We start from the raw sequence: 11,742 nt of genomic DNA, 5'->3' as shown, positions 1-11,742 counted from the left end.
AGCTGGTCAGAGGCCAATTCGCCCATGTCGGGTTCCGTCCGGAGCGGAAAATCTCACCGCCGGAAGCGGAGTGCGGCGCTCAGCTGCTCGCCCGGTGTGACGCCGGTGTGCCGGTGCTCGGCGCGGGCTCCTGTGCCTCGCGCGTCACATCGCCGACGACCTCGACCACATCGGGGCCGTACGCCTGGGAGTTGACGACCTTCAGCAGCAGGCAGAACGACTTGTTGCCGTGCTTGCGCAGCAGCTTCTCGTGGTTGCGGGCCACATAGCGGGTCGCCGCCTGGTTCGTGATGGCCCGCTGCCCGCAGAACACGAAGACCGGACGTGCGTCCTGCCCGCCCGTCAGCCGGGCGAGCAGGACGTACTCCGAGGTTCCGGGCTCCAGCCGGTAGCGCTCCGCCCCGATCCGGAAGGCGACCCGGTCCGGGCCGGGGTCCTGCTCGACGTTAATCCGGACCCCGGGCAGCAGGGTGCGCAGATGCGCCGCCATCCGCTGATTGGACATCGGGCCGCCGACGCAGAACTCCGTACGCTCCCCGAACCCCTGCTGGGCCGTGTCGTGGGTCACGATCTGCGCATGCGCCCCGCAGTCCTTGATCAGCGCGGAGAGTTCGAGCAGGGCGAAGGCGTCGTGGCGGTGCACGGACCCGTCGGCGCCCGCGTACCGGTTCACGACGAGCAGGCACTCGGAGTTGCGTGGCAGCCCGAAGAAGGCCTGTTTGCGGCGGAGCTTGCGCCGCCAGAGGTAGGTCCGGGCCAGCCAGCCCAGGGAGGTACTGAAACCGGCGGCTATCACGCCCAGCACGATGTTGCGCACGTCGTCCGTCATGGGCGCGCATGGTATCGGTCATCCGGGTAACCGTTCGAGGCGGTCCTGACGATCCGGCTCCGCCGGGACTACCCTGCGGCGGAGATCCGTTGACTGGAGGTACGTATGCGCCGTTCCGTCGGCCGGAACACGTCCCTGTTGGCCGTCCTGGCCGTCCTCGCCTCGGTGGGGGCCGCCGCCCCGGCGGCCTCGGCGCCCTCCACCGCCCCGCACCCCGCTCCGCCCAAGTCCCCGGTGGCGGTGGGCTACGGGGGAGCGGTGGCGAGCGTCGACCGGGACGCGTCGGCCGCCGGGATCGAGGTCCTGCGCAGGGGCGGCAACGCGGTGGACGCGGCCGTCGCCACCGCGGCGGCCCTCGGGGTGACGGAACCGTACTCGGCGGGCATCGGCGGTGGTGGCTACTTCGTCCACTACGACGCCAGGAAGCGCGCCGTCCAGACCATCGACGGCCGCGAGACAGCCCCGCGCAGCGCGAACGCCTCCCTCTTCCTGGAGAACGGCAGGCCCATCCCGTTCGCGGAGGGGATGACCAGCGGCCTCGGCGTCGGCACCCCCGGCACCCCGGCCACCTGGGAACGGGCGCTGGACGCCTGGGGCAGCAAGTCCCTGCGTACGCTGCTGAAACCGGCCGAGCGCCTGGCGCGGGACGGGTTCGTGGTGGACAAAACCTTCCGCTCGCAGACTGCCGCCAACCGGGCCCGGTTCGCCGACTTCCCGGCCTCCGCGAAGCTGTTCCTCCCGGGCGGTGAACTCCCCGTCGTCGGCTCGGTGTTCAAGAACCCGGACCTGGCCCGTACGTACGCGAAGCTCGGCCGGGAAGGGGTCGGCGCGCTGTACCGGGGCGAGTTGGCCGACGACATCGTCCGTACCGTACGCAAGCCGCCGGTCGACCCGGACGCCACCCGGGTGGTGCGGCCCGGCGATCTGACCCGCAAGGACCTCGCTTCCTACCGGACCCTGCTCAAGGACCCGACCAGGGTGAACTACCGGGGCCTGGACGTCTACGGCATGGCCCCCTCCTCGTCCGGCGGCACCAGCGTGGGCGAGGCCCTCAACATCCTTGAGTCGACCGACCTTTCGCGGGCCGACCCCACCCGGTATCTGCATCGGCTCATCGAGGCGAGCCGGATCGCCTTCGCGGACCGGGGCCGCTGGGTGGGCGACCCGGCGTTCGAGGACGTCCCCACGAAGGAGCTGCTGAGCCAGCGCTTCGCGGACGCCCGGGAGTGCCTGATCAGCGACGACAAGGCGCTGACCAGCCCGCTGGCGCCGGGCGACCCGCGGAACCCCGAACGGTGCGGCAGGGGTGGCGCGGCCGTTCCGACGACGTACGAGGGGGAGAGCACCACCCACCTGACGGCCGCCGACAAGTGGGGCAACGTCGTCGCCTACACCCTCACGATCGAGTCCACCGGTGGCAGCGGCATCACGGTGCCCGGCCGCGGCTTCCTGCTCAACAACGAACTCACCGACTTCTCCTTCGCCCCCGCCGACCCGGCCGTGCACGACCCGAACCTGCCGGGACCCGGCAAGCGCCCGCGCTCGTCGATCTCGCCGACGATCGTGCTGAAGCACGGCAAGCCGGTCCTCGCCCTCGGCACACCGGGCGGGGCCACGATCATCACGACCGTCCTCCAGTCGCTCACCGGACACCTGGACCGGGGGCTCCCGCTGGTCGACGCGATCGCCGCGCCGCGCGCCAGCCAGCGCAACACGGCGACGACGGACATCGAGCCGGACCTGTGGAACAGCGCGGTCCGCACGGAGCTGGAGGGGCTCGGCCACGCCTTCAAGCAGACCCCGGAGATCGGGGCCGCCACCGGCGTGCAGCGGCTGCCCGACGGCCGATGGCTCGCGGCGGCGGAAAAGGTGCGCCGGGGCGGCGGCTCGGCCATGGTGGTGCATCCGGGCGGCAGGCGCTGAGCCGGCCGGACGAAGCAGGGGCGGCGACCCGCACGGGCCCCTCGTTCTACGGGAAGGGCCCATCCGCACCATGCGCACCCGAATGCTCGCCCTGACCTCCGCCGCCTGCGGCGCCGCGCTGCTCGCGGCGGCGGCGCTGCCGGCGGCCGCCAGTGACGCGGAGAGGGCCGCCCCGGAGGGTTCGGCCGTGGACGCGACCGAGGTGACCGCCGCCGAGCTGCTGGCCGAGGTCCGCTCCTGTACGCGGATCTCGAAGGGCGAGTACCGCACGGACAGCGGCAGCCCCAAGGCCACGGTCTCCGTCTGCGGCACCCAGGACGCCGTGTTCTGGAAGGCGGACATGGACATCGACTGCGACGGCCGGAAGACCAAGGAGTGCAACCTGAAGACGGACCCCTACTTCCTGCCGGAGACCGCGTTCACGTCCTCCCGCGGCGAACCGCTGGACTCGGCCGCACTCCCCCATGTGGTGGTACCCGCCCCCGGCAAGGTGTGGGACTACCGGAAGTCGGGGCTCGGCGGCGGCAGCGTCGTCGCGGTCGTGTACGGGGACCTGGTGCGGTACGGCGTCATCGGGGACACCGGTCCCAGGGGCATCATCGGGGAGGCGTCGTACGCCATGGCCAGGACGCTGGGCATCGACCCCGACCCGGTGAGCGGAGGCGCCGAGTCCGGGGTCACGTACATCGCGTTCAAGGACTCCCGTATCTCCCCGATCGAGAGCCGTGCGAAGGCGCGGAGCCGGGGGGAGGAGCTGGCGAGGGAGTTCGTGGGGCGCTCCTGAAGGTGCTTCCGAGGGGTGTCCCGGAGGCGGTTCCTCGGTCGATCGGGCCCGGCCGGTGCCCGGTCAGAGCCCAGTCGGAGCCCGGCCGGGTGCCCGGCCAGAGCGGCGTCAGAGCGCGGTCAGGACCCGCGGACCGCCGTCGGTGACCGCCACCGTGTGCTCGCTGTGCGCGGCCCGGGTGCCGTCGGCCGTCCGCAGGGTCCACCCGTCCCGGTCCTCGCGGAACGCGTCGCCGCCGCCGGCGATCAGCATGGGCTCGATCGCCAGGACCATCCCGTGCCGCAGCGGCATGCCGCGCCCCGGGCGTCCCTCGTTCGGCACGGGCGGGTCCTCGTGCATGGACCGGCCGATCCCGTGCCCGCCGTAGCCCTCCATGATCCCGTAGCCCGCGTCCCGGCAGACCGTGCCGATCGCGTGGGCGATGTCGCCGATGCGGTTGCCCACCACTGCCGCGGCGATCCCTGCCTCCAGGGCCCGGTCGGCGGTGGCGATGAGCCGGGTGTCGGCGGGGCGGGCGCGGCCCACGGTGAAGCTGACCGCCGAGTCGCCCGCCCAGCCGTCGAGGAGGGCGCCCGTGTCCACGCTGACCAGGTCCCCGTCCCGCAGCGGCTCGGCCGAGGGGATGCCGTGCACGATCGCGTCGTTGACCGAGACGCAGACGACGGCCGGAAAGGGCGTGGAGGCGAAGTGGGGCCGGTAGTTCAGGAACGGCGAGGAGGCGCCGGCCTCGCTCAGCACCTCGCGGGCCGCCTCGTCCAGTTGGCGCGGTGTCACGCCGACCGCCGCGACTTTCCGCGTACGGGTCAGGATCTGCGCGACGATCCGGCCGGCCTCGCGCATCGCTTCGATGTCGGTGTCTGTCTTGATGTGAACCATGCCCATTACTATACCGGTCGAAGCGGTATAGTAATGACGGTATAGGAATGGTGCACCGTGGTAGGGTGGCCGCATGGTCCGCACCCCCCTGACTCCCGAAGAGCGCCTGCGCGGCGAGCGGCTCGGCCTGCTGCTCCGCGAAGCGCGCGGGGAGCGCAGCATGGCGGCCGTCGCCGCGAGCGCCGGAATCTCCGCGGAGACCCTCCGCAAGATCGAGACCGGCCGCGCCCCGACCCCGGCCTTCTTCACCGTGGCTGCCCTCGCCGGTGCGCTGGGCCTCTCCCTGGACGAGATCCTCGGCGGCTGCGCACCGGAACCGGCCGCGGTGCCGCTGATCGCGTAGTGCCCCCTCCGGAGGCGCGCAGGGCGTAGGGTCGCGCCCGTGACTCTCCAGGACTTCGCCCGCAGCGAATACGTCAGCCTGACCACCTACCGGAAGGACGGCACACCCGTCGCTACGCCCGTCTGGGCGGCCGCCGAGGGTGGTGTGCTGTACGTCTGGACCCGCTCCGACTCGTGGAAGGTCAAGCGGCTGCGCAACAACAGCAAGGTCGTCGTGACCGTCTGCGATGTGCGGGGCCGGATCGCCGATGGGGCCCCGAGCGCCGAAGGCACCGCCACGCTCCTCGACGAGGACGCGACCCGTGCGGTGCGCAAGCTGCTGGCCCGCAAGTACACGTGGAAGTTCTGGCTGGTCGACTGGCCTGCCATGGTCGCCCGGCTCGGCAAGCGCCCGCACACCGGTGTCGCCGTCACCTTCTGAGTCTTCCGTGGCTTCCGCGCCTTCCGGGGCCGTTCATCGGAGCGCGCGGGGGGCGCACGGCGCGGCTGCCGTGCTCCCGCCGCAGTGTGCCCGAAAGCTGCGCGTAGCCGTCCCGTAACACACCTGCGGTCGAATGCCTCCGGACCGGAGGGCTCCGGTCGACGGTCGGCGAGGGCGACGATGACGGTGTATCAGCAGGAGTTGGAAGTAGGAGAGTTCGCGCGGTACCTACGCGATCTGGCGGCGCGACTGGACCCCGGGCGCGGTTGGTACGGGGTCTTCGTCCGGCGCGACCCGGCGGGCATGCGGTCCTGCCTCGACGGGGTGGAGGTCCCGCCCTGGGACGTGGTCGAGTCCCTGCTCGCGGACCTGGCCGCGCTGCACGGCGCACGCTTCGCCGAGCAGGTCTCGGTCCGGGCGGCCGCCCTCTACTCGGCCTCCGCCGCCGCCCACGACCGGCGGCCCGGCGGACGCCAGGAGCTCGTCCACCGGCTGGAGTTGATGATCGGCGAGCAGGGCCGGGCGGCACAACGGCTGCGCGACGCCGGGGCCGACGACACGGACCCGGCCGACCCCGAGGCGCTGGCCTGGGCCCGCGACGACCACGCGCGGGCCTCGGCGCGCTGCGCGGAACTGCGCAAGCGGCTGGCGGCGGTGACGGTGCCGGACGCGTACGCCGAACCTGCCCCGGCACTGGATACGCAGCCCGCCCCCGCCCCCGCCCCTGGTCGCCCGGGCGTCACGCCCGATGCGGATGTCTCCGGGCCGGAGGGGCCTGCCGTCGGCCACCCCCGGGTGGCGGCCGATGCGTATTCCTCCGCGCCTGAGGCCCCTGCCCCGACCGCGTACCCGGCCCCTGCGCCCGACGCCCCTGCGCCCGGTCGCCCGCGCGTGGCGCCCGCCGTGCCTGTGGCCCCCGCCGCCGAGCCCTCGCGCAAGAAGCCGCGCGGTGCCCGGTTCGCCGGGCTGGAGGTCGACGACGAGGCGACCGGCTACGCCCCCTCGCCGGTGCCCGTGCTGCCCGCCCCCGCCCGGCCCGGGGCCTTTGCCCCGCGCGGCGCCCGCTTCGGTGGCGCGGGCGATGAGGGCGGAGGGGATCGTGAGGGCCGGGACCGGGCCGGGCGGGACCGTACGCCGGACGCCCTGCCGGACCCGGCCGCCGGGCAGGCCGTGGCCGCCGCCGTCGCCCGGCTGGTCCGGCTGCGCACCGAGGGCCGCAGTGGCGAGGCGCACGTGGTGCTCTGCGAGGTCGCGGCCTGGCCCGCGGCCCGGCTGCCGGTGCTCGCGGTCGCCCTGTACCGGGCGGGCCTCTCCGCCGACTGGACGACCCTGCTCTGGGAGGTGTCCTCGCTGCCGCCCGCCGGGTTCGCCTCGGCGGCGGGCGCGCTGGCCGCCGCGGGGCACGACGACGACTGCGGGCTCCTGTTGCGCCAGGGAGTGGCCCGGCCCGCCGCCGAGGTGGCCGCAGCGGCGCTCGCCCTGGACGGCGCGGGCCACGAACGGGAGGCGCGGGACCTGCTCGGCGCCTTCATCCGCGTACGCACTCCGCAGGAGGCCGCCGCCCTCGCCGGGAGCGGTGACACCCGGCTGCTGCCCCTCCTCCTGGCGGCCGCCCGTGAGGTGTCCGCGGAGCGGGAGTGGGACCTGGTGCACGCGTTGCGCGTGGCGGGCGTGCCGGGGGTCTGAACGCCCGGCGCGTGCTGCCCGCCGATCGGTACCGCGTCCGTTGTGGACCGCTCGGGTGCGAAACATGATCGACTCCGTCGGTTCACGGCGATGGTCTTGCCCCGCCGGACCACGGGGCTTACGTTCTCCATCCATGCACCGATCTACGTGCGTAGAGAACGCGTGCAGGCTCTCTGACGCCGCGTCGAAGGAGCAGCTCATGTCCCACGTCGTACGCGCCGCACTCGTCCAGGCGACCTGGACCGGCGACACCGAATCCATGATTGCCAAGCACGAGGAGCACGCGCGCGAGGCCGCCCGGCAGGGGGCGAAGATCATCGGCTTCCAGGAGGTGTTCAACGCCCCCTACTTCTGCCAGGTCCAGGAGCCCGAGCACTACCGCTGGGCCGAACCGGTGCCCGACGGGCCGACCGTCCGGCGGATGCGGGACCTGGCCCGGGAGACCGGGATGGTCGTCGTCGTGCCGGTCTTCGAGATCGAGCAGACCGGGTTCTACTACAACACCGCGGCCGTGATCGACGCCGACGGCTCGTATCTCGGCAAGTACCGCAAGCACCACATCCCGCAGGTCAAGGGCTTCTGGGAGAAGTACTACTTCAAGCCCGGCAACGCCGGCTGGCCCGTCTTCGACACTGCCGTCGGCAAGGTCGGCGTCTACATCTGCTACGACCGGCACTTCCCCGAGGGGTGGCGGCAACTGGGCCTCAACGGAGCCCAGTTGGTCTACAACCCGTCGGCCACATCGCGCGGCCTCTCCAGCTACCTCTGGCAGCTGGAGCAGCCGGCCTCCGCCGTCGCCAACGAGTACTTCGTCGCCGCGATCAACCGCGTCGGCCAGGAGGAGTACGGCGACAACGACTTCTACGGCACCAGCTACTTCGTCGACCCGCGCGGCCAGTTCGTCGGCGACGTCGCCAGTGACAAGGAGGAGGAACTCCTCGTCCGAGACCTGGACTTCGGCCTGATCGAGGAGGTCCGCCAGCAGTGGGCGTTCTACCGGGACCGGCGGCCCGACGCCTACGACGGGCTGGTGGAGCCGTGACCGGACTGTACGACCGCCACCGCGCCGTCAGCCCCGAATGGCTGGCCCTCTACTACCGCCACCCCATCGAACTCACCCACGGCGAGGGCCGCCATGTCCAGGACGCGGACGGCAACCGCTACCTGGACTTCTTCGGCGGCATCCTCACCACGATGACCGCCCACGCCCTGCCCGAGGTCACCAAGGCGGTCGCAGAGCAGGCCGGGCGGATCGTCCACTCCTCCACCCTCTACCTCAACCGCCCCATGGTGGAGATGGCCGAGCGGATCGCCACCCTCTCCGGCATCCCCGACGCCCGGGTCTTCTTCACCACCTCGGGCACCGAGGCCAACGACACCGCGCTGCTGCTCGCCACCGCGTACCGCCGGTCCAACCAGATCCTCGCGATGCGCAACAGCTACCACGGCCGGTCGTTCTCGACGGTCTCGATCACCGGCAACCAGGCCTGGTCGCCGACGAATCTCTCCCCGCTCCAGACCCTGTACGTCCACGGCGGCGTCCGCAGCCGGGGGCCGTACGCCGAGCTGAGTGACGAGCGCTTCATCAAGGCGTGCGTCGCCGACCTGGAAGACCTCCTCGGGCACACCCGCCGCCCCGCCGCCCTGATCGCCGAACCCATCCAGGGCGTCGGCGGCTTCACCTCGCCGCCCGACGGGCTGTTCGCCGCCTTCCGCCAAGTCCTGGACCGGCACGGTGTGTTGTGGATCTCCGACGAGGTCCAGACCGGCTGGGGCCGTACCGGCGAGCACTTCTGGGGCTGGCAGGCGCACGCGGAGCACGGCCCGCCGGACATCCTCACCTTCGCCAAGGGCATCGGCAACGGCATGTCGGTGGGCGGAGTCGTGGCCCGCGCCGAGGTGATGAACTGCCTCGACGCCAACTCCATCTCCACGTTCGGTGGTTCACCCATCACCATGGCCGCGTCGCTCGCCAACCTCTCGTACCTCCTGGAGCACGACCTCCAGGGCAACGCGCGGCGTGTCGGCGGGCTCCTCATCGAACGGCTGCGCGGCATCGCCGCCGGCTGCCCCGCCGTACGCGAAGTGCGCGGCCGGGGCCTGATGATCGGCGTCGAGCTGGTGAAGCCCGGCACCGACGAGGCTGACCCGGAAGCCGCGGCAGCCGTCCTCGAAGCGGCCCGGGAGGGCGGACTGCTCATCGGCAAGGGCGGCGGCCACAGCACCAGCGTGCTCAGGATCGCCCCGCCGCTGACCCTGACCGTCGCCGAGGCGGAGGAGGGCGCGGCCATCCTCGCGGACGCCCTGCACGCGGCGGGCTGACCCGCCCCGCAGACCCGTGCGCCGCACGTATCGACCGCCGTGCGGGGCGGCCCCGCCGTACGCCCAGGAGGCCGGCGGGGCGCCCCGCAGTGAGGAGGAACCCATGAGCCGAACCGTCATCCACGGCGGCCTGGTCATCACAGCGTCCGACGAGATCCACGCCGACGTCCTCATCGAGGGCGGCCGCATCGCCGCGCTCGCCGCCCACGGGACCGACGCCGCCGGGAGCTGGAGCGCCGACCGGCGGATCGACGCCACCGGGAAGTACGTCATCCCGGGCGGCGTCGACGCCCACACCCACATGGAGATGCCGTTCGGCGGAACGTACGCCGCCGACACCTTCGAGACCGGAACCCGGGCCGCGGCCTGGGGCGGCACCACCACCATCGTCGACTTCGCGATCCAGAGCGTGGGCCGTTCGCTGCGCGAAGGGCTGGACTCCTGGTACGGGAAGGCCGACGGCAACTGCGCCATCGACTACGCCTTCCACATGATCCTCGCCGACGTGAACCCCTCCTCGCTCAAGGAGATGGACCGCCTCGTCTCCGAAGGGGTGACCTCCTTCAAGCTGTTCATGGCCTACCCGGGCGTCTTCTACTCCGACGACGGCCAGATCCTGCGGGCCATGCAACAAGCCGCGGGAAACGGCGGGTTGATCATGATGCACGCCGAGAACGGCATCGCCATCGACGTCCTGGTCGAACAGGCGCTCGCGGCCGGCCGCACCGACCCCCGCTACCACGGAGACGTCCGCAAGGTCGCCCTGGAGGCCGAGGCCACCCATCGCGCCGTCCAGCTCGCCCGGGTCGCCGGATCTCCCCTCTACGTCGTCCACGTCTCCGCCGACGAGGCCGTGGAGGAGATCGCCGCCGCCCGCCACAGGGGCCTCCCGGTCTACGGCGAGACCTGCCCGCAGTACCTGTTCCTGTCCACCGACAACCTCGCCGAGCCGGACTTCGAGGGTGCCAAGTACGTCTGCTCCACCCCGCTGCGCCCCAAGGAGCACCAGGAAGCCCTGTGGCGGGGCCTTCGCACCAATGAACTCCAGGTCGTCTCCACCGACCACTGCCCGTTCTGCTTCTCGGGCCAGAAGGAGATGGGCCGCGGGGACTTCTCCAAGATCCCCAACGGCATGCCGGGCGTCGAGCACCGCATGGACCTGCTGCACCAGGCCGTGGTGGACGGGCACATCACCCGCCGCCGCTGGATCGAGATCGCCTGCGCCTCCCCGGCCCGGATGTTCGGCCTCTATCCGAAGAAGGGCACCATCGCCCCGGGAGCCGACGCGGACATCGTCATCTACGACCCGGCCGCCGAGCACGTCCTCTCCGCCGAGACCCACCACATGAACGTCGACTACTCGGCGTACGAGGGCAAACGCATCACCGGACAGGTCGAGACCGTCCTCTCGCGCGGCGAACCCGTCATCGACGGACGGAAGTTCACCGGCCGTGCCGGACACGGCATGTACACCCCCCGCGCCACCTGTCAGTACCTGGACTAGCCGCCTGTCAGTACCTGGATAGGAGATCCCGTCATGGACTTCGGACTCGTCCTCCAGACCGACCCGCCCGCCTCGGCCGTCGTCGGCCTGATGCGCCGCGCCGAGCGAAACGGCTTCCGCTACGGCTGGACCTTCGACTCGGCGGTGCTCTGGCAGGAGCCGTTCGTCATCTACAGCCGCATCCTGGAGCACACCGAACGCCTCACCGTGGGCCCCATGGTCACCAACCCGGGCACCCGCACCTGGGAGGTCACCGCCTCCACCTTCGCCACCCTCAACGACATGTACGGCAACCGCACCGTCTGCGGCATCGGGCGCGGCGACTCCGCGATGCGCGTCGCGGGCCGCCGCCCCAACACCCTGGCCCGCCTCGGCGAGGCCATCGACGTCATCCGGGACCTCGCCGAGGGCCGGGAGGCGAGTGTCGACGGGCAGCCGCTCCAGATCCCCTGGGTGAAGGACGGGCGGCTGCCGGTGTGGATGGCGGCGTACGGGCCCAAAGCCCTCGCCCTGGCCGGGCGGAAGGCGGACGGGTTCATCCTCCAGCTCGCGGACCCCTTCCTCACCGAGTGGATGATCAAGGCGGTACGGGACGCGGCGGCCGACGCCGGACGGGACCCCGACGCCGTCACCATCTGCGTCGCCGCGCCCGCGTACGTCGGCGACGACCTCGCCCACGCCCGGGAGCAGTGCCGGTGGTTCGGCGGGATGGTCGGCAACCACGTCGCGGACCTGGTCGCCCGCTACGGCGAGCACTCGGGTCTGGTGCCCGAGGCGCTGACCGCGTACATCAAGGACCGGCACGGTTACGACTACAGCCACCACGGGCGCTCCGGCAACCCGGACACCGCCTTCGTGCCTGACGAGATCGTGGACCGGTTCTGCCTGCTGGGTCCCGCCGAGGCGCACATCGAGAAGCTGCTCCACCTGAGGGACCTGGGCGTCGACCAGTTCGCCGTCTACAACATGCACGATGCCCGGGAGGCGACGATCGACGCGTACGGCGCCGCGATCATCCCCGCCCTGACCGGCTGACCGACTGACCGCGCCCCCGG

General features: G+C 72.2%; 11 protein-coding genes. 9 read left to right on the top strand and 2 right to left on the bottom strand.

Annotated features, from left to right (window positions below; genetic code table 11):
* Positions 1 to 79 precede the first annotated feature (79 nt).
* On the bottom strand, positions 80 to 829 hold the full coding sequence (locus tag CIB93_RS07615; RefSeq protein ID WP_096625362.1) for a hypothetical protein: 750 nt from the start codon (positions 827 to 829) through the stop codon (positions 80 to 82).
* 105 nt (positions 830 to 934) lie between these two features.
* Between CIB93_RS07615 and ggt the strand changes: the two genes are divergently transcribed.
* Together ggt and CIB93_RS07605 are read left to right on the top strand one after the other, a co-directional pair.
* A complete protein-coding gene (gene ggt, locus CIB93_RS07610) occupies positions 935 to 2,752 on the top strand; it encodes a gamma-glutamyltransferase (protein WP_096625360.1) in 1,818 nt (605 codons plus the stop codon).
* A gap of 70 nt (positions 2,753 to 2,822) precedes the next feature.
* Positions 2,823 to 3,536 (top strand): glycoside hydrolase family 75 protein, encoded by a 714-nt coding sequence (locus CIB93_RS07605; protein WP_096625358.1) that lies wholly within the window; start codon positions 2,823 to 2,825, stop codon positions 3,534 to 3,536.
* A gap of 108 nt (positions 3,537 to 3,644) precedes the next feature.
* Here CIB93_RS07605 and map read toward each other — a convergent pair whose 3' ends face one another.
* Entirely contained in the window at positions 3,645 to 4,412 is a 768-nt protein-coding gene (gene map / locus CIB93_RS07600; protein ID WP_096625522.1) for a type I methionyl aminopeptidase, read from the bottom strand.
* A gap of 73 nt (positions 4,413 to 4,485) precedes the next feature.
* On the opposite strand from map, the gene CIB93_RS07595 reads away from it, so the two are divergent.
* The 7 genes from CIB93_RS07595 (at position 4,486) to CIB93_RS07565 (ending at position 11,722) form a co-directional block, all read left to right on the top strand.
* Positions 4,486 to 4,755 (top strand): helix-turn-helix domain-containing protein, encoded by a 270-nt coding sequence (locus CIB93_RS07595; protein ID WP_096625356.1) that lies wholly within the window; start codon positions 4,486 to 4,488, stop codon positions 4,753 to 4,755.
* 39 nt (positions 4,756 to 4,794) lie between these two features.
* Positions 4,795 to 5,175 carry a PPOX class F420-dependent oxidoreductase gene (locus tag CIB93_RS07590; RefSeq protein WP_096625354.1) on the top strand — a complete coding sequence of 127 codons (381 nt, stop codon included), beginning with the start codon at positions 4,795 to 4,797 and terminating at the stop codon, positions 5,173 to 5,175.
* A 180-nt stretch (positions 5,176 to 5,355) separates the two neighbouring features.
* The gene (locus CIB93_RS07585) at positions 5,356 to 6,861 is read left to right on the top strand and encodes a hypothetical protein (protein ID WP_096625352.1); all 1,506 of its coding nucleotides are present in this window, start codon (positions 5,356 to 5,358) and stop codon (positions 6,859 to 6,861) included.
* 199 nt (positions 6,862 to 7,060) lie between these two features.
* A complete protein-coding gene (locus CIB93_RS07580) occupies positions 7,061 to 7,903 on the top strand; it encodes a nitrilase-related carbon-nitrogen hydrolase (protein WP_096625350.1) in 843 nt (280 codons plus the stop codon).
* Complete coding sequence (locus tag CIB93_RS07575) at positions 7,900 to 9,183, top strand: aspartate aminotransferase family protein (RefSeq protein WP_096625348.1); 1,284 nt, start codon at positions 7,900 to 7,902, stop codon at positions 9,181 to 9,183. The genes CIB93_RS07580 and CIB93_RS07575 overlap by 4 nt, the downstream gene beginning before the upstream one ends.
* Before the next feature lie 103 nt (positions 9,184 to 9,286).
* Positions 9,287 to 10,687: a dihydropyrimidinase gene (gene hydA, locus CIB93_RS07570; RefSeq protein ID WP_096625346.1), complete on the top strand. Its 1,401-nt coding sequence runs from the start codon at positions 9,287 to 9,289 to the stop codon at positions 10,685 to 10,687.
* Between the two features lie 33 nt (positions 10,688 to 10,720).
* Positions 10,721 to 11,722 carry a TIGR03842 family LLM class F420-dependent oxidoreductase gene (locus CIB93_RS07565; RefSeq protein ID WP_096625344.1) on the top strand — a complete coding sequence of 334 codons (1,002 nt, stop codon included), beginning with the start codon at positions 10,721 to 10,723 and terminating at the stop codon, positions 11,720 to 11,722.
* The last annotated feature ends 20 nt before the right edge of the window (positions 11,723 to 11,742 follow it).

The sequence above is a fragment of the Streptomyces sp. WZ.A104 genome (assembly GCF_002382885.1).
GTDB lineage: Bacteria > Actinomycetota > Actinomycetes > Streptomycetales > Streptomycetaceae > Streptomyces.
This window is presented reverse-complemented; position numbering and strand designations above follow the sequence as displayed.